General features: G+C 71.7%; 12 protein-coding genes. 11 read left to right on the forward strand and 1 reads right to left on the reverse strand.

The window, feature by feature from the left end:
• The first annotated feature begins 90 nt into the window (after positions 1–90).
• From gltB to ABGB12_RS09445, 3 genes are all read left to right on the forward strand, one after another.
• On the forward strand, positions 91–4,662 hold the full coding sequence (gene gltB, locus ABGB12_RS09435) for a glutamate synthase large subunit (RefSeq protein ID WP_347675948.1): 4,572 nt from the start codon (positions 91–93) through the stop codon (positions 4,660–4,662).
• Between the two features lie 11 nt (positions 4,663–4,673).
• On the forward strand, positions 4,674–6,140 hold the full coding sequence (locus tag ABGB12_RS09440; protein WP_347675950.1) for a glutamate synthase subunit beta: 1,467 nt from the start codon (positions 4,674–4,676) through the stop codon (positions 6,138–6,140).
• Between the two features lie 84 nt (positions 6,141–6,224).
• Positions 6,225–7,022 (forward strand): PhzF family phenazine biosynthesis isomerase, encoded by a 798-nt coding sequence (locus ABGB12_RS09445; RefSeq protein ID WP_347675952.1) that lies wholly within the window; start codon positions 6,225–6,227, stop codon positions 7,020–7,022.
• A 34-nt stretch (positions 7,023–7,056) separates the two neighbouring features.
• Here ABGB12_RS09445 and ABGB12_RS09450 read toward each other — a convergent pair whose 3' ends face one another.
• Positions 7,057–8,526 (reverse strand): aminopeptidase P family protein, encoded by a 1,470-nt coding sequence (locus tag ABGB12_RS09450; RefSeq protein ID WP_347675954.1) that lies wholly within the window; start codon positions 8,524–8,526, stop codon positions 7,057–7,059.
• 95 nt (positions 8,527–8,621) lie between these two features.
• Here ABGB12_RS09450 and ABGB12_RS09455 point away from each other — a divergent pair, with 95 nt between their 5' ends.
• The 8 genes from ABGB12_RS09455 to ABGB12_RS09490 all read left to right on the forward strand — a co-directional run bounded on the left by ABGB12_RS09455 (position 8,622) and on the right by ABGB12_RS09490 (position 18,484).
• Positions 8,622–9,191, forward strand: coding sequence for a GNAT family N-acetyltransferase (locus tag ABGB12_RS09455; RefSeq protein WP_347675956.1), 570 nt, complete (start codon positions 8,622–8,624; stop codon positions 9,189–9,191).
• Between the two features lie 49 nt (positions 9,192–9,240).
• Positions 9,241–10,641 carry an apolipoprotein N-acyltransferase gene (lnt, locus tag ABGB12_RS09460; protein WP_347675958.1) on the forward strand — a complete coding sequence of 467 codons (1,401 nt, stop codon included), beginning with the start codon at positions 9,241–9,243 and terminating at the stop codon, positions 10,639–10,641.
• Positions 10,642–10,693: 52 nt separating this feature from the next.
• The gene (locus ABGB12_RS09465) at positions 10,694–11,413 is read left to right on the forward strand and encodes a response regulator transcription factor (protein ID WP_347675960.1); all 720 of its coding nucleotides are present in this window, start codon (positions 10,694–10,696) and stop codon (positions 11,411–11,413) included.
• On the forward strand, positions 11,410–12,879 hold the full coding sequence (locus ABGB12_RS09470; protein WP_347675962.1) for a HAMP domain-containing sensor histidine kinase: 1,470 nt from the start codon (positions 11,410–11,412) through the stop codon (positions 12,877–12,879). Before ABGB12_RS09465 ends, ABGB12_RS09470 begins: the two co-directional genes overlap by 4 nt.
• 350 nt (positions 12,880–13,229) lie before the next feature.
• Entirely contained in the window at positions 13,230–14,357 is a 1,128-nt protein-coding gene (locus ABGB12_RS09475) for a polysaccharide deacetylase family protein (RefSeq protein ID WP_347675964.1), read from the forward strand.
• Positions 14,358–14,587: 230 nt separating this feature from the next.
• Positions 14,588–16,054 carry a 30S ribosomal protein S1 gene (rpsA, locus tag ABGB12_RS09480; protein WP_347675966.1) on the forward strand — a complete coding sequence of 489 codons (1,467 nt, stop codon included), beginning with the start codon at positions 14,588–14,590 and terminating at the stop codon, positions 16,052–16,054.
• A 67-nt stretch (positions 16,055–16,121) separates the two neighbouring features.
• The gene (locus tag ABGB12_RS09485) at positions 16,122–18,023 is read left to right on the forward strand and encodes an endonuclease/exonuclease/phosphatase (protein WP_347675968.1); all 1,902 of its coding nucleotides are present in this window, start codon (positions 16,122–16,124) and stop codon (positions 18,021–18,023) included.
• Positions 18,020–18,484 carry a GNAT family N-acetyltransferase gene (locus tag ABGB12_RS09490; protein ID WP_347675970.1) on the forward strand — a complete coding sequence of 155 codons (465 nt, stop codon included), beginning with the start codon at positions 18,020–18,022 and terminating at the stop codon, positions 18,482–18,484. Before ABGB12_RS09485 ends, ABGB12_RS09490 begins: the two co-directional genes overlap by 4 nt.
• Positions 18,485–18,487 lie beyond the last annotated feature (3 nt).

An 18,487-nucleotide genomic window follows, 5' to 3' on the forward strand; every position in this document is an offset into this window, starting at 1 on the left:
TGTAACCTCTAGGTAATACTTCGCAGCAGGGCCAACGCCGTCCCGACCTGCACTGGTCAGTCGACAGTGAGTGAACGAACGGGAGGGTTGATGGCGGCTGCTGCCCTCACACCTGGTCAGCCCGAAGCGCAGGGACTCTACGACCCTGCCAACGAGCACGACGCCTGCGGCGTCGGTATGGTGGCCGATCTTCATGGACGCAAGAGCCATGAGATCGTGGAACATGCCCTGACCGTCCTGCGCAACCTCGACCACCGCGGAGCGGTCGGCGCGGAACCGGACGACGGCGACGGCGTGGGCATCCTCACCCAGATCCCCGACGCCTTCTTCCGCGAGACCGTCGGCTTCGAGCTGCCGGAGGCCGGCGCCTACGCGGCCGGCCTCGCCTTCCTTCCCGCCGATGAGGAGGAGCGCGCCGCCGCGATCGCGCACATCCACGCCGTCATGGCCGAGGAGGGCCTCGCGGTCCTGGGCTGGCGCGAGCCGCCGACCGACCCGAGCTTCTGCGGCCCGGCCGCACGCCGGGTGATGCCGTACTTCGGCCAGCTCTTCGTGAGCGCGGCGGAAGGGGGCCCCTTCGCGGGCGCCAAGGGCATCGACCTGGACCGCGTGGTGTTCTGCGCCCGCGAGCGCATCGAGCAGGACGTGCGGGTGTACTTCCCCAGCCTGTCCAGCCGCACCATCGTCTACAAGGGCATGCTGACCACGCCGCAGCTGGAGCCCTTCTACCCGGACCTGTCGGACCGCCGCTTCGCCACCGCGATCGCGCTGGTGCACTCGCGGTTCTCCACCAACACCTTCCCGGCCTGGGAACTGGCCCACCCGTACCGCTACCTCGCCCACAACGGCGAGATCAACACGGTCAAGGGCAACCGGAACTGGATGCGCGCCCGCGAGGCCCTGCTCGCCTCCGACGTGCTCCCGGGCGACATCTCCCGGATCTTCCCGGTCATCGACATCGAGGCCTCCGACACCGCGTCCTTCGACGAGTGCCTGGAGCTGCTGCACCTGGGCGGCCGGTCGCTGCCGCACGCGGTGCTGATGATGATCCCCGAGGCATGGGAGAACCACACCGAGATGGACCCGGCCCGCCGGGCCTTCTACGAGTTCCACTCCACCCTGATGGAGGCCTGGGACGGCCCCGCGTCGGTCTCCTTCACCGACGGCACCGTCGTCGGCGCGGTCCTGGACCGCAACGGCCTGCGCCCCGGCCGCTACTGGGTGACCGAGGACGGCCTGGTCGTGCTGTCGTCGGAGTCCGGCGTGCTGGACATAGAGCCGTCGAAGGTGGTCCGCAAGGGCCGCCTCCAGCCCGGCAAGATCTTCGTGGTGGACACCGAGGCCGGCCGGATCGTCGAGGACGACGAGGTCAAGGCCGCCCTGGCCGCCGAGCACCCCTACCAGCAGTGGCTGGACGAGGGCCTGGTGCGCTTCGAGGAGCTGCCGCGCCGCGAGCGCGAGGTGCCCACCCACGAGACCCTGGTCAAGCGCCAGCAGACCTTCGGCTACACCAACGAGGAGCTGCGCATCATCCTGGCCCCCATGGCCAGGACGGGCGCCGAGCCGATCGGCTCCATGGGCACCGACACCCCCGTCGCGGCCCTGTCGGAGAAGCCGCGCCTGCTGTTCGACTACTTCAAGCAGCAGTTCGCGCAGGTCACCAACCCGCCGCTGGACGCCATCCGCGAAGAGATGATCACTTCGCTGCTGTCCACCCTCGGCCCCGAGGGCAACCTGCTGGCGCCGGGACCGGACTCCTGCAAGCGGCTGGTGCTGCCCACCCCGATCCTGGACAACGAAGAGCTGGCCAAGATCGTCCACATCGACGACGAGGGCTCGCTGCCGCACCTGCAGGCCCACGTCGTGCACGGCCTGTACAAGGTCGCCGGGGGCGGCGAGGCGCTGCGCAAGCGCCTGGACGAGATCTGCTCGGAGGTGTCGCGCTCCATCGCGGCCGGCGCGCGGATCATCGTGCTGTCCGACCGCGGCGCCGACTCCGGCCTGGCCGCGATCCCGTCGCTGCTGCTCACCGGCACGGTCCACCACCACCTGATCCGGGAGAAGACCCGCACCCAGGTCGGCCTGGTGATCGAGACCGGCGAGGCCCGCGAGTGCCACCACATGGCGCTGCTCATCGGGTACGGCGCCTCCGCCGTCAACCCGTACCTGGCCCTGGAGACCGTGCAGGACCTGGCTCGCCGGGGCGAGCTGACGGGCCTGGGAGACGACCTGGACGCCGCCGCGAACAAGGCGGTCCGCAACGCGGTCAAGGCCTACGGCAAGGGCGTCCTGAAGGTCATGTCCAAGATCGGTGTCTCGACCGTCGCGTCGTACACCGGCGCGCAGATCTTCGAGTCCATCGGCCTGGGCCGGGAGGTCATCGACCGCGCCTTCATCGGCACCGCCTCCAAGCTGGGCGGCGTCGGCTTCGACGTCATCGCCGAAGAGGCGGCCAAGCGGCACGCCCGCGCCTACCCGGCCGGCGGCAACGAGACCCCGCACCGCACCCTCGAGGTCGGCGGCGAGTACCAGTGGCGGCGCGAGGGCGAGCCGCACCTGTTCAACCCGCAGACGGTCTTCAAGCTGCAGCACGCCACCCGCACGCGGCAGTACGAGATCTTCAAGGAGTACACGAGGCTGGTGGACGACCAGTCCTCCCAGCTGATGACCCTGCGCGGTCTGTTCTCCTTCAGGTCGGGCCGCCCCTCGATCCCGGTCGAGGAGGTCGAGCCGATCAGCGAGATCGTCAAGCGGTTCTCCACCGGCGCGATGTCCTACGGCTCCATCTCCGCCGAGGCGCACGAGACCCTCGCGATCGCCATGAACCGGCTGGGCGGCAAGTCCAACACCGGTGAGGGCGGCGAGGACCCCGCGCGGTTCACCCCCGACGCCAACGGCGACTCCCGCCGCTCGGCGATCAAGCAGGTCGCGTCCGGCCGGTTCGGCGTCACCGCCGAGTACCTGACCAACGCCGACGACATCCAGATCAAGATGGCCCAGGGCGCCAAGCCCGGCGAGGGCGGCCAGCTGCCCGGCCACAAGGTCTACCCGTGGGTGGCCAAGACCCGGCACTCCACGCCGGGCGTCGGCCTCATCTCGCCGCCGCCGCACCACGACATCTACTCGATCGAGGACCTCGCCCAGCTCATCCACGACCTGAAGAACGCCAACCCGAAGGCGCGCGTGCACGTCAAGCTCGTCTCGGAGGTCGGCGTCGGCACGGTCGCGGCGGGCGTGTCCAAGGCGCACGCCGACGTCGTCCTGATCTCCGGGCACGACGGCGGCACCGGCGCCTCCCCGCTCACCTCGCTCAAGCACGCCGGCACCCCCTGGGAGCTCGGTCTGGCCGAGACCCAGCAGACCCTGCTGCTCAACGGCCTGCGCGACCGGATCGTGGTGCAGACCGACGGCCAGATGAAGACCGGCCGCGACGTCGTCATCGCCGCCCTGCTGGGCGCCGAGGAGTACGGCTTCGCGACCGCGCCGCTGATCGTCTCCGGCTGCATCATGATGCGGGTCTGCCACCTGGACACCTGCCCGGTGGGCGTGGCGACCCAGAACCCGGTGCTGCGCGAGCGCTTCTCCGGCAAGCCCGAGTTCGTGGTGAACTTCTTCGAGTTCATCGCGCAGGAGGTCCGGGAGCTGCTGGCCGAACTGGGCTTCCGCAGCATCGACGAGGCCATCGGCCACGCCGAGGTGCTGGAGACCCGCGCGGCCGTCGAGCACTGGAAGGCCTCCGGCCTCGACCTGGCGCCGATCTTCCACAAGCCCGAGCTGCCCGAGGGCACCGCCCTGCGCTGCGTGACCACCCAGGACCACGGGCTGGAGAAGGCGCTGGACAACACGCTGATCCAGCTCGCCGAGGGCGCGATCGCGTTCGGCGACAAGGTGAAGCTGGAACTGCCGATCCGGAACGTCAACCGGACCGTCGGCACCATGCTCGGCCACGAGGTGACCAAGAAGTGGGGCGGCGAGGGCCTGCCCGACGACACCATCGACGTCACCTTCACCGGCTCGGCGGGCAACTCCTTCGGCGCGTTCGTGCCGCGGGGCATCACCCTGCGCCTGATCGGCGACTCCAACGACTACCTGGGCAAGGGCCTGTCCGGCGGCCGGATCACCGTGCAGCCCGACCCGTCCGCCCGGTTCGCCGCCGAAGAGCAGATCATCGCGGGCAACGTGCTGCTGTACGGCGCCACGTCCGGCGAGGTCTTCCTGCGCGGCCTGGTGGGCGAGCGGTTCTGCGTACGCAACTCCGGCGCCACCGCGGTCGTCGAGGGCGTCGGGGACCACGCGCTGGAGTACATGACTGGCGGCCGGGTCCTCATCCTCGGCCCGACCGGCCGCAACGTGGCGGCGGGCATGTCCGGCGGCATCGCCTACGTGCTCGACCTCCGGACGCAGCGGGTCAACCCCGAGATGGTGGAGGTCGAGACGCTGACCGCCGACGACCGCAAGTTCGTGCACGGCCTGGTGGCCAGGCACGCCGAGGAGACCGGCTCCACGGTCGCCGCGAAGCTGCTCACCGAGTGGGACACCGCGGTGGAGCGCTTCAGCAAGATCATGCCGCGTGACTACAAGCGGGTGCTGGCGGCCATGGCCGCCGCCGAGGCCGAGGGACGCGACGTCGACGAGGCCGTCATGGCCGCGGCTCAGGGATAGGAGGTACCTCGATGGCTGACCCGAAGGGGTTTTTGAAGGTCACGCGGCGTGAGCTGCCGGCCCGGCGTCCGGTGGACGTGCGGATCCGTGACTGGAAGGAGGTCTACGAGGACTTCCAGCGGCCGGTCCTGGAGCGCCAGGCCAGCCGGTGCATGGACTGCGGCATCCCGTTCTGCCACCAGGGCTGCCCGCTCGGCAACCTCATCCCCGAGTGGAACGACCTGGTCTACAAGCAGGACTGGCAGGGCGGCATCGAGCGCCTGCACGCCACCAACAACTTCCCGGAGTTCACCGGGAAGTTGTGCCCCGCGCCGTGCGAGACCGCCTGCGTCCTGGGCATCAACCAGGACCCGGTGACGATCAAGCGGGTCGAGGCCGAGCTGATCGACCGCGCCTGGAAGGAGGGCTGGGTCAAGCCGCAGCCCCCGGCCGTCAAGACCGGCAAGAAGGTCGCGGTCGTCGGTTCGGGGCCCGCGGGCCTGGCCGCCGCCCAGCAGCTCACCCGCGCCGGCCACGACGTGGTCGTCTACGAGCGCGCCGAGGTCGCGGGCGGTCTGCTGCGCCGCGGCATCCCCGAGTTCAAGATGGAGAAGCGGCACGTCGAGCGCCGGCTGGACCAGATGCGCGCCGAGGGCACCGTCTTCAAGACCGGGGTCAACGTCGGCGTCGACATCACGGCCGACGAGCTGCGCGCGCAGTACGACGCGGTCGTCCTTGCCGGCGGCGCCACCGCGTGGCGCGACCTGAACGTGCCCGGGCGCGAGTACAAGGGCATCTACCAGGCCATGGAGTACCTGCCGGTCGCCAACGAGGTCGCCGAGGGCGTGCTGCCCGAGCCGACCATCACGGCCGAGGGCAAGCACGTCGTGGTCATCGGCGGCGGTGACACCGGCGCCGACTGCATCGGCACCGCGCTGCGCCAGGGCGCCGCCTCGGTCACCCAGCTGGAGATCATGCCGCGTCCGCCGGAGTCCCGGCCCGGCAGCCAGCCCTGGCCGACGTACCCGATGCTGTTCAAGGTCGAGAGCGCCCACGAGGAGCTGGAGGCCGCCGGCGGCCCCCGCGTCTACGGCGTGAACACCCTGGGCTTCACCGCGGACGAGGACGGCAACGTCAAGTCGCTGCGGCTGGTGGACGTCGAGGGCCCGCAGACCGGCTTCAAGCCGATCGAGGGCACCGAGCGGGAGATCCCGGCCGAGCTGGTCACCCTGGCCATGGGCTTCCTCGGCCCGCAGCGGGAGGGGCTGATCGAGCAGCTCGGCGTCGAGCTCGACGGGCGCGGCAACGTGGTCCGCGACCTGGACTACCGGACCTCGGTCGACGGGGTCTACGTGGCCGGCGACATGGGCCGCGGCCAGTCCCTGATCGTCTGGGCGATCGCCGAGGGCCGCGCCGCCGCCTCCCGCGTGGACCGGGGCCTGCAGGGCGACACCGGCCTGCCCTACCCGATCCCGCCGACGGCCCGCCCGATCGCCTGACGGCGGCCGAGAACGGTTTCACCGGGGCGCGTCTTCCGTAAAGGAGACGCGCCCCGGCGCGTTCGGCGGCTTAGGGTGGATCCCATGCGGATCTTCGTCGTGGACGCCTTCACCGACCGGCCCTTCCGGGGCAATCCCGCGGGGGTGTGCCTGCTGGAGGAACCCGCCGACGAACGCTGGATGCAGCAGGCGGCCGCCGAGATGCGGCACTCGGAGACGGCGTTCGTCCGGCCGCTGGAGACCGGCGGATTCGAGCTGCGCTGGTTCACGCCCGCCGTGGAGGTGCGCCTGTGCGGCCACGCCACGCTCGCGGCGGCGCACGTCCTGTTCACCGAGTGGATCGTGGCCTGGGACGAGCTCGCCCGGTTCCACACCAAGAGCGGCCTGCTCACGGTGAGCAGCACGCCGCAGGGCCTCGAACTCGACTTCCCCGCGGTGCCCGCCGCCCGGATGGAGGAGCCCCCAGGAGGGCTGGCGGCGGGGCTGGGCGTCGAGCCGGAATGGGTGGCGTGCAACGCGCAGAACGACGTCCTGGCCGTCGTCGCGGACGCCGAGACGGTCCGGGGGCTGCGCCCCGACCTGGCTCTGCTGGGAGACATCGACGCGCGCGGAGTGTGCGTGACGGCCCCCGCCGACGGCACGGGCCCCGAGGACTTCGTCTCCCGCTTCTTCGCTCCCGCGGTGGGCATCGACGAGGACCCGGTGACGGGCTCCGCCCACTGCATGCTCGCCCCCTACTGGGCGCGGCGCCTGAACAAGACCTCCCTGACCGGGCGGCAGCTGTCGGAGCGGGAAGGCGTCGTCGGCGTGACCGTCCGGGACGACAGGGTGCTGCTGACCGGCCAGGCCGTCACCGTCCTGAAGGGGGACCTGCTCGTCTGACGGCCCCGCCCGGCGGCACGCCCGTCGGGACCGGTCAGCCCATCAGCTCCGACATCCAGGCCTCGACCTCGTCGGCGCGCCGGGGGAGGGACGCCGACAGGTTGACCGCGCCCTCCTCGGTGACCAGGAGGTCGTCCTCGATCCGGACGCCGATGCCGCGCAGCTCCTCGGGGAGCGTCAGGTCGTCGGGCTGCAGGTACAGGCCCGGCTCGACGGTGAGGACCTGACCGGCCTCCAGGACGCCGTCCAGGTACGTCTCGGCCCTGGCCTTGGCGCAGTCGTGCACGTCCATGCCGAGCATGTGCCCCGAGCTGCACAGGGTGTAGCGGCGGTACAGGCCGGACTCGGGGTCGAGGGCGGCCTCGGCGCCGCCGGGCAGCAGGCCCCAGTCGTCCAGGCCCTCGGCGATCACCCGCATCGCGGCCTGGTGGAAGTCGCGGAACCTGGCGCCGGGCCGCACCGCGGCCATCCCGGCCTCCTGCGCCGCGTACACCAGGTCGTAGACGCGCCGCTGGGCGTCGGTGAACCGGCCGCCGACCGGCAGGGTACGGGTGAGGTCGGCGGTGTAGAAGGAGTCGACCTCGACCCCGGCGTCCAGCAGCAGGAGGCCGCCTTCGGGCAGCGGCCCGTCGTTGCGGATCCAGTGCAGCACGCAGGCGTGCGCCCCGGCGGCGGCGATCGTCTCGTAGCCGGGCCCGTTGCCCTCCAGGCGGGCGCGGCGGTTGAAGACGCCCTCGACCCAGCGTTCGCCACGGGCCAGCCCGGAGGCGTACCGCAGTTCACAGACCACGTCCTGGAAGCCGGTGATGGTGTGGCCGACCGCGGCGGCGAGCTGGGCGACCTCCCACTCGTCCTTGATCAGCCGCAGCTCGGCCAGCACCGAGTGCAGTTCGCGGTCGGCGTCGTCGGAGTGCGGGGGGACGAGGGCGTCGACGGCCGGGTCCACGTCGCGGACCACGCGGGTCGGGATCCCGCCGCCCAGCCGCGCCTCGAGGGTCTCCAGGTGGGCGGCGGCCAGGTCGAAGGCGTCCTCGGTCTCGGCGAGGGTGCGGCGGCGGCCCACCCACAGCTCGCCGTGCCTGCGGTCCCGGTAGAACTGCGCGCCCAGGGGGCCGCCGTCGCGGGGGGAGCGGGGGTGGGTGAAGAGGATCGCCTCATGGCCGGAGGGCGTCGGCTCCAGCACCAGCACCGCCTCGGGGACGGCCTCGGTGGCGGTCTCGCCGGTCAGGTGGGCGAAAGCGGTGTGCGGCCGGAACGGGTAGTCGCAGTCGTTGCTGCGGACCTTCAGCCCGCCCGCGGGCACCACCAGCCGCTCGCCGGGGAACCGGGCGGACACCGCGGCCCTGCGCTTGGCGGCGTAGGCGGTCGCGGGGAGAGGCGGCAGGGAGACGTTCGTGTCGGCCCAGCCCCGCTTGAAGAACTCGGCGAGCGCGGGGGTGACGGGGAGGTCATGACTGCCGGTGACGAAGCGGTCGTCGCCGGAGGCGCCACTGGAGGGTGTCATCGACACATCCTACCTTCCGGCCTTCCCACCTGCGGGGATCCTCGGGCGGCGGACGGTGGGCGGCCCGGCCCGGGAGGAGCCTAGGATCGGCCTCCATGGAGACGAAGCGGACCGAGGTGACCACCTGGTACCTGGAGCAGACCGGGTTCGGGCAGCTGAAGCCGGCCGGGCCCGCTCCGGTGGAAGTGGTCAGGGCGGAGGTCCCCAGCCCCGAACTCAGCCGCTACCTGTACCTGGCGGTCGGCGGCGACCACCTGTGGACGGACCGGCTGCCGTGGTCCTACCGGGACTGGGAGCAGTGGCTGGGCCGGCCCGGCGTGGAGACCTGGCTGGCCTGGGACCGGGGCACCCCGGCCGGCTACGCCGAACTGCACCCCAGCGCCGAGGGCGAGGTCGAACTGATCTGCTTCGGCCTGCTGCCCGCCTTCACCGGCCGGGGCATCGGCGGCCACCTGCTCACCGAGGCCACCGCCCGCGCCTGGGACCTGGCCGACCGCTGGGACCTTCCGCCCACGCGGCGGGTCTGGCTGCACACCTGCTCCCTGGACGGCCCCGCGGCCCTGCCCAACTACCTCAAACGGGGTTTCCAGGTCTACGACACCCGGGTCGCCGTCGAGGACGTCTGGGCCCGCCCCCTCGGCCCCTGGCCGGGAGCACACGACTGACCCTCCCTGCCACTTGCCCCGGACGGGCCGTCGGCGTTGACTTGATGAGGTGATCTGGTCCCTGCTGGCGGGCGCGCTGCCGGTACTGGCCTTCCCCCGGCCGTCGCTGGGCTGGCTGGCCTGGGTGGCGCTCGTCCCCGGCCTGCTCCTGGCCAGGTCCGCGGCGTCCAACGCGCAGGCGCTGCGCCGGGGCTGGTGCTTCGGCACCGGGTACCTGCTGGCCGCGCTCTACTGGACGGTCCCCAACATCGGGCCGGGCCTCCTGCCGGTCGCGCTGGTCTTCGGCGCGCCCTGGGCGGCATGGGGAGTGGCGGCCCGGGTCTGCCGGGGCCGGGAGGCGCTGTTCGTCCTGCCCGCCGTGTGGGTGGTCGGCGAGTACCTCCGGTCCTGGCACGGGTTCGGCGGCCCGTGGGCGCTGTACGGGGCGAGCCAGTGGCGCTGGCCGGCCGTGCTCGCGCTGGCGTCCGTCGGCGGGGTGTGGCTGCTGTCGTTCGTCCTCGTCCTGGTCAACACCGCGCTGGCGCTGGCGCTGACCCGGTTCGACCGCAGGGTCCTGCTGGTGCCGCCCGCCGTCGCGCTCTGCCTCCCGCCGGTCTGGTGGGCGGGCGGCACCGGGACGGAGGGACGGCCGTGGCGGGTGGCGCTCGTCCAGCCGGGGGTGATCCACGGGCCGGCGGAGCGGTTCGCGCAGGGGGAGAGGATCTCGGCCGGGATCACCGGCGCGGACCTGATCGTGTGGGGCGAGAGCAGCGTGGGCACCGACCTGAGCCGCGCTCCCGAACTGCGCGGACGGCTGGCGGGCCTGGGCGCCGTGCTGGTCAACGAGGACGCCCGCGACGTCCGGGGCAGGATCTCCAAGTCCTCGGTGCTGCTCGTCGACGGCGTGGAGCGGGGCAGGTACGTCAAGACCAGGCTGGTGCCCTTCGGGGAGTACATCCCCCTGCGTCCCGCTCTCGGCTGGCTGACGCGGATCAGCAAGGCCGCGGCCGAGGACCGCGTCCCGGGCACCGGCAGCGCCGTCCTGGACGTGGAGGGCGTGCCCGTGGCCCCGCTCATCTGCTTCGAGTCCGCCTTCCCCGACCTGGGGCGCGTCGCGGTCCGCGACGGAGCCAGGGTGATCGTCGTCCAGTCCGCCACCTCGACCTTCCAGGAGAGCTGGGCGCCGCCGCAGCACGCCGCGCTGGCCGCGGTCCGGGCGGCCGAGACCGGTCGTCCGGTGGTCCAGGCGGCGCTCACCGGGGTCTCCGCCGCCTTCGACTCCCGGGGCCGGCGCCTGGCCTGGGCCGACACCGGCGAGCGGGGCGCGGTGACCGTCACTCTCCGGCTTCCCGAAGCCGGGAGCCGGACGCCCTACGCCGTCCTCGGCGACGTGGTGCCGCTGCTGTGCGTGCTCCTGGTGGCGGGCCTGGGGGTACGGCCGGTGACTGAGAAGTCGATGAGAGTACGTTGAGAACGGAGCCCGGCCGGTCATGCCGGGCGTCCCCGCTGGTTACCTTGAGGGCATGAGCGCTCCCGAGGAGACACGTGCCCACGTCCTGGTCGTCGACGACGAGCCGGCGGTGCGCCAGGCGCTCTCCAGCAGCCTGCTCTTCGAGGGATACCGGGTGAGCGAGGCCGCCGACGGTGTCGAGGCGCTGGAGCAGGCCGAGAAGCTCCGGCCCGACCTGATCGTGCTGGACGTGCTCATGCCCCGCCTGGACGGGCTGACCGCCTGCCGGAGGCTGCGCACCCAGGGCGAGCGGGTACCGGTGCTCATGCTCACCGCCCGGGACATGGTCGGGGACAGGGTCACCGGCCTGGACGCGGGCGCCGACGACTACCTGGCCAAACCGTTCGAGCTGGACGAGCTGCTCGCCCGGATCCGGGCCCTGCTGCGCCGCAGCGCCTACTCCGCCGAGCCCTCGCGGGAGGAGCCCGACGAGGTCCTGGAGTTCGCCGGGCTGCACATGAACACCCTCACCCGCGAGGTCACCCGCGAAGGCCGCCCGCTGGAGCTGACCCGCACCGAGTACGTGCTGCTCGAGATGTTCATGAACCACCCGCGCCAGGTGCTCACCCGAGAGCAGATCCTGGAGACCGTGTGGGGCTTCGACTTCGAGCCGGCCTCCAACTCCCTGGACGTGTACGTGATGTACCTGCGCCGCAAGACCGAGATCGACGGCCTTCCCCGGCTGGTCCATACCGTCAGGGGCGTCGGCTACGTCCTGCGCGCCGACTCATGAGACGACTCACCCTGCGCGGCCGCCTGGCGCTGCTGACCGCCGCGGCCGTCGCGTTCGCCGTCGCGGCCTGCGCCACGGCCAGCTGGTTCCTGGTGCGCGAGGCGCTGTACTCGGAGCTGGACCGGCAGCTGCGCGACCGGGTGGAGGGACCGGGCCCCAAGCCCCGGTTGTCGCTCCTGGCCCTCGACGCGCTGGCCGACTGCACCTCGGAGGCGACCAAGAGGGTGATGCCCAAGGAGGACCCGAAGGCGCGGCCCCGGAACGGCGCGGGGAACGCGTCCGGCTCGCCGTGGCCGCTGCCCCCCGAGGAACTGCAGCAGGTGGTCCGGGAGGACGGTACGCGCTGCACCATCCCCGACCATGGGGTCATGCCGGTCACTTCGGTTGACAAGAGGGTGGCGCGCGGTGAGGAGAAGGCGGCCTTCCACACCGGCACGGGCGTCGACTACACGGGGAAGGAGATCGACGTCCGGACGTACACCATCGCCTACGACCTGTGGAACGGCGAGCGGGGCGCGGTGATGACCGCGCTGCCGATGGCCCGGGTCACCGGGCCGCTCAACAGCCTGGCCCTCACGCTGACGCTGGTCTCCGTCTTCGGCGTGGGGATCTCGGCCGCCGCCGGGCTGCTCACCGCGCGGGCCTCGCTGCGCCCGGTCGATCGGCTGGCCGAGGCGGTCGAGGAGGTCGCCAGGACCGAGGACCTGTCGGTGCGCATCCCCGAGCGGGGCGGCGACGAGGTCGCCCGGCTCAGCCGCTCCTTCAACACCATGACCGCGGCGCTGGAGGCCTCGCGGGAGCGGCAGCGCGCTCTGATCGCTGACGCCGGACACGAACTGCGCACCCCGCTGACCAGCATGAAGACCAACATCGACCTGCTGATCAGGAGCGAGGAGACCGGCCGGGCGCTGCCCGCCGAGACCAAGAGCGGGATGCTGGCCAGCCTGCGCGCCCAGATGCGCGAACTGACCACCCTCGTCGGCGACCTGCTTCAGCTGGGCAGCCCCGCCGCCCCGCCCCGCCAGACCGGCGAGGTGGCCTTCCACGAGGTGGTCCGCCGCGCGGTGGAGCGGGCCCGGCTGCGCGGCCCCGGCCTGACCGTGACGACCCGGCTGGACCCCTGGTACGTCCAAGGCGACCCCGACACGCTGGAGCGGGCCGTGGTCAACCTGTGCGACAACGCGGTGAAGTTCAGCCCGCCCGGCGGGGCCGTCGAGGTGGTTCTGCGGGGCGGTGAGCTGACCGTCAGGGACCGGGGCCCCGGCATCTCCGAGGAGGACCTCCCCCACGTCTTCGAGCGGTTCTGGCGCTCGCCTCAGGCCCGCAGCCTGCCGGGCTCGGGCCTCGGCCTGTCCATCGTCGCCCAGGTCGTCCAGGAGGCGGGCGGGTCGGTGAGACTGGAACGAGCTCCGGGCGGCGGGACGGTGGCCCGGCTCCGTCTGCCGGGCAATCTCATGCCCACTTAAGACAGACGTAAAGGCTTCTCCCAGAAGTGCCCGCGAGCGTGGCGGGCATGAGTCAAGCGATCAAGCTCGGCGAGGCGCGGTCGGCCGGTCGCCTCGGGCGAGCTCAGGTACATCGTCCTCGGCGGCGGGCGCCGCGGGGAAGGCGCCGGGAATGACGAGATCACCTCCTGGGTACAGGCCGAGGGGAAGGCCGTCGAACTGGGAGACGGGACCACCTCGCTGTACGAACTGGGGTGATCATCCTGGAACGCGTTGACCAGGACGGCCCGGACACACGATGATCTCCGAGGTACGGGACGGGCCGGGGATCGAGCTCTAGGCTGTTGCTCCCGTCTCTTCCGGAGAACCGAGTGCCCACACTTCACAAGTTCGCCGTCCTGGTCATCGGCGCCGCGCTGCTGTTCGGCCTTCTGCTGCCCCCCGAGGCCAGGGAGGGCGAGCGGACGACCGTCGTCCAGCCCGCCGCCCAGGGCACCGAGGCCGTCCCCGCCGCGGCGCCCGGCGGGCCGACCGCCTCGGCGAAGCCCGGCGGCAAGCCGTCCGCGGCGCCCTCCACGCCGCCTCCGCCGCCGCAGCCCGCCTCCGCCCAGGCGGCGCAGGCCAAGGCCAACGAGCTCGGCCAGGTGCCGGTGATCATGTACCACCGGATCCTGGCCAAGGGCGGCTCGGAGATCGACCGCACCCCGGACGAGCTGCGGGCCGAGCTGAAGCGGCTGGCCGAGGCGAACTACGTGCCGGTCACGGCCGCCGAGTTCGTCCAGGGCCGGATCGACATCCCGGCCGGCGCCCACCCGGTGGTGCTCACCTTCGACGACGGCAACCCCACCCAGTTCACGCTCGACGCCGCGGGCAGCCCGGCGCCCGACACGGCCGTCGCCATCCTGATGGAGACGCAGGCCAAGTACCCGTCCTTCCGGCCGGTGGCGACGTTCTTCGTCAACAAGGACCCGTTCCAGCTCGGCGAGGAGTCCAACGCCGGGGTCACCTGGCTGGTCCAGCACGGTTTCGAGATCGCCAACCACACCTACACGCATCCGAACCTGGCGGGCATGCCGGGGAGCAAGGTCGAGTCCGAGATCGCCAAGGCCGAGGACGTGGTGAAGAAGACCTCCGGTTCGCCCTCGGTCACCTTCGCCTACCCGTTCGGCAACGCCCCGCGCACCAAGGACAAGGACAACGAGTTCGTGCTCAAGGGCGACACCTGGCAGTTCCAGGGCGTCTTCCTGGCCGGCTGGAACCCGTCGGTGTCGGTCTTCTCCAAGGAGTTCGACCGGAGCCGGATCTCCCGGATCCGTTCCGAAGGGAAGGTCAAGAAGGACGGGTGCGACAAGTTCTGCTCCACCGCGTGGTTGGAATGGCTGGACAAAAATCCAGACAAGAGGTACACATCTGATGGTGATCCGTCGGCCGTGACAGCGCCCTCCGGATCGATCTCCCAACTGGCTTCGGAATTCGCCGATCGGGCTCGGGTCTACTAGGTTCCGGGTGGTCGTCGGCTGTCTCCGATTGACCTGGGGCCCTGAAGTCTCATATGCTGATCGCTGCGCTGTGGGCCTGCGGTGCCTCGGACGGAGCAGGCGCACGCTCGATCTGGTCGACATCGGTCTTTCCGGGGGCTCAGGCTCCCTTTCCGGTCTTGGCAGGGACGAAATCGGCCCTCCGGCGCTTCGAAGACCGACTCATGTCCGTATCCGGAGCCAGCCCACACATGACGAGCAGCACCGAAGCCACCTCGACCACCCCGCAGGTAGCGGTCAACGACATCGGCTCGGCGGAGGACTTCCTCGCCGCGATCGATCTGACCATCAAATACTTCAATGACGGCGACATCGTCGAAGGCGTCGTCGTCAAGGTCGACCGAGACGAGGTCTTGCTCGACATCGGTTACAAGACCGAGGGCGTCATCCCGTCCCGCGAACTCTCGATCAAGCACGACGTCGACCCCAACGAGGTCGTCACCGTCGGCGACGAGGTCGAGGCCCTGGTCCTCCAGAAGGAGGACAAGGAAGGCCGCCTGATCCTGTCCAAGAAGCGCGCCCAGTACGAGCGCGCCTGGGGCACGATCGAGAAGATCAAGGACGAGGACGGGATCGTCACCGGTACGGTCATCGAGGTCGTCAAGGGCGGTCTCATCCTCGACATCGGCCTGCGCGGCTTCCTCCCGGCCTCCCTGGTCGAGATGCGCCGGGTCCGCGACCTGCAGCCGTATGTCGGCAAGGAGCTCGAAGCCAAGATCATCGAGCTGGACAAGAACCGCAACAACGTGGTCCTGTCCCGCCGCGCCTGGCTCGAGCAGACCCAGTCCGAGGTCCGCCAGACGTTCCTCAACACCCTGCAGAAGGGCCAGGTCCGCAAGGGCGTCGTGTCCTCGATCGTCAACTTCGGCGCCTTCGTGGACCTCGGCGGCGTCGACGGTCTGGTCCACGTCTCCGAGCTGTCCTGGAAGCACATCGACCACCCCTCCGAGGTCGTCGAGGTCGGCCAGGAGGTCACGGTCGAGGTCCTGGACGTCGACATGGAGCGCGAGCGCGTCTCCCTGTCGCTCAAGGCGACCCAGGAAGACCCGTGGCAGCAGTTCGCCCGCACCCACCAGATCGGCCAGGTCGTTCCCGGCCGGGTCACCAAGCTGGTGCCGTTCGGCGCGTTCGTCCGCGTCGAGGAGGGCATCGAGGGCCTGGTGCACATCTCCGAGCTGGCCGAGCGCCACGTGGAGATCCCCGAGCAGGTCGTCCAGGTGGGCGACGAGATCTTCGTCAAGATCATCGACATCGACCTCGACCGTCGCCGCATCAGCCTCTCGCTGAAGCAGGCGAACGAGGGCGCCATGGAGATCACCGACGAGGAGTTCGACCCCACCCTCTACGGCATGCCCGCCGAGTACGACGCCGAGGGCAACTACAAGTACCCCGAAGGCTTCGACCCGGAGACCGGCGAGTGGCTGGAAGGCTACGACGCCCAGCGCGAGACCTGGGAGCGGCAGTACGCCGAGGCCCGTCAGCGCTTCGAGGCCCACCGCAAGCAGATCGACGAGGCCCGCAAGGCCGACGCCGAGGCCGCCGGCGGCGAGGGTGGCCAGACGTCCTACACCGGCGGCTCCGAGGAGCCCACGGGTGGCGCCCTGGCGACCGACGAGGCGCTCGCCGCTCTGCGCGAGAAGCTCTCGGGCGGCCAGTGAGCTGAAGACCGGTCAGCTCCCGCACGGTCGGGGGTGAGCCGGTCCGGTCAGCCGATACCATCTTCGGGTGGTCACGACTGACAAAGGCACCTACAGTGAGGGCCCTGCCGGACCGCCGGCGGGGCCCTCGCTCGTCCCCGGGGGCGCGGCGCGGCTGACACTGATCGGCGTCACCGTCGCCCTGCTCGCCGAAACCCTCCGCTACTCCCTCCCCGTCTTCGTGGAGCTGTCCGTCGGGACGGCCCTCGCGGTGGCACTGCCGGTGGCGCTCGTGCCCTTCCTGGCGCCGGTGCTGCGACCCCTGCTGGGGCCCCGGGTGCTCACCGCCGCGGGCATCGGCGGGCTGCTGCTGTCCCGGTTGGTCGCCCAGGGGTTCGGCCCGGTCCTGGACCTGGCCGTGGTGGCCACGGCGCTGGGTCTGCTGGCCCTGCCCGCGCTGTACGAGAGCGCCCGCGGCCTCTCCGGGGTCGGCTTCGCCATCGCCGCCACCGCGGGACTCGCGGTCGACACCAGCCTGCGCATGTTCTTCGGCACCTGGGACGCGGTCTGGCAGAGCGGGTTCGCGGCCTGGGCCGTCTGCCTGGTCATGGTCGGGGTGGGCGTCGCCGCGCTGGTGCGCGAGCTGGCCTCGGGCGTGGTCGAACCGCCCGGCATCTCCTGGCGTGACGCGATGGGCGCCGCGGCGCTCGGTCCGTTCCTCGCCCTGCAGGTGCTGGTGCTCTCCAGTCCCGCCTTCGTCGCCTCCTCCGGCTGGCTGTCGCTGACCATGGCGCAGGTGGTCGTGCTGACCGGCCAGGCGCTCGCGCTGGCGTTCCTCGCCTCGGGCCTGGCGGTCCGCGCGGTGCCCGGCGGGGTGTGCGTGCTCGGAGGCACCGTGCTGGGCGTCTGCGCCGGCGCTGTAGCCGGCACCTACGCGCTGAACGGCAAGATCATCGTCTTCGCCGTCGTGCCCGCCCAGGTGCTGGCCGCCTGGCTGCTGGCCGTGGCCTGCCGCGCGCCGCTGCGCCGGGCCGGGGACGGCGGGCCGATCTGGCGGGTGGACGTCGGCGCCGCCCTCGGCGGGTTCGCGCTGCTGGCGATCCTCGTCCCGTACACGCTGAACCCGGCGCATCCGCTGCCGTTCCCCAACAACGCGCTCAGCGCCTGTGCGGGCATCCTCATCGGGCTGCTGGCCTCGATCGCCGCCTCCCGCGGCGGACCGCTGCCGGCCCGCGCCCCCCAGCGGGCGGTGGCCGCGCTGGGGGCGTGCCTGGTGCTGCTGATCCCGACCGCGGTGTTCGCGATGTCGGGCGGCGAAGTGGCGGCCTCCGCGGACGAGAAGCGGCTGCGGATCGTCTCCTACAACATCCGCCAGGCGATGCACGACGGCAAGCTCGACCCCGAGCGCGTCGCGGCGGCCATCGAGCGGCAGAAGGCCAACGTGGTGGCGCTGCAGGACGTGGGCCGGGGCGCGCCCGCCTCGGGCACCGCCGACCTGGGCGTGTGGTTGTCACGGCGGCTCGGCATGACGCTGGTGTGGGGCCCGGCCGCCGACTCCCAGTACGGCAACGCCATCCTCACCTCGCTGAAGGTCGAGTCCTCCGGCGGGGGCAGGGTGTTCAGCGGCGAGCAGATCCACGGCGAGCAGGTCCGCGGCTACCGCTGGGCCAGGCTCAGGATGGCGGACGGCACCGTGGACGTGTGGACGACCCGCCTCGCCCCCGGTGAGGAGAAGGCGGCCCACCGCAGCGCCGAGCTGTCGGAGCTGGTGCGGGCCTGGAGCGGCGCCCCCCGGACGATCTTCGCCGGGGACATGGGCGTCGCGTTGGACGGCACCGGCCTGGAGCCGCTGAACGGCACCGGTCTGCGCCGTGCCGCCGGGGCGCGGGAGTCCGGCTCGCAGGGCGTGTTCTGCACCGACGACCTGGTGTTCTCCGAGGCGGTCAGCCCACAGGACGGCATGGTCGCGGTCACCGCGGAGGCCGGATGATCATCTCCCGGGCCGCGGAGCCGGACGCCGGGGAGATCCTCACCCTGCAGCGGGCCGCCTATGTGGCCGAGGCCCAGCTGTACGGCGACCCGTTCCTGGCTCCGCTGGTGGAGCCGCACGAACAGGTGCGGGCGCTGTTCGGCGACGGCGACGCCGTCGTCCTGAAGGCGGTGGACGGCACTCGGATCATCGGTGCCGTCCGGGCCAGGATCCAGGAGGAGACCTGCCTGGTCGGGCGGCTGGTGGTGGCCCCCGACCGGCAGGGCGAGGGCGTGGGGAGCGCGCTGATGAAGGCGGCCGAGGCCGAGGTCGCGGGCCGCGCCACCGCCCTGGTGCTGTTCACCGGCCATCTGTCGGAGGGCAACCTGCGCCTGTACCGCCGCCTGGGCTACGCCGAGTTCCGCCGCGAGCGGGTCTCCGACCACCTGGTGCTGGTGCACCTGCGCAAGCCACTCGGTTAGGGT

It is taken from the genome of Actinocorallia sp. B10E7, from assembly GCF_039871655.1.
In the GTDB taxonomy this organism is placed as follows: Bacteria; Actinomycetota; Actinomycetes; order Streptosporangiales; family Streptosporangiaceae; genus Actinocorallia.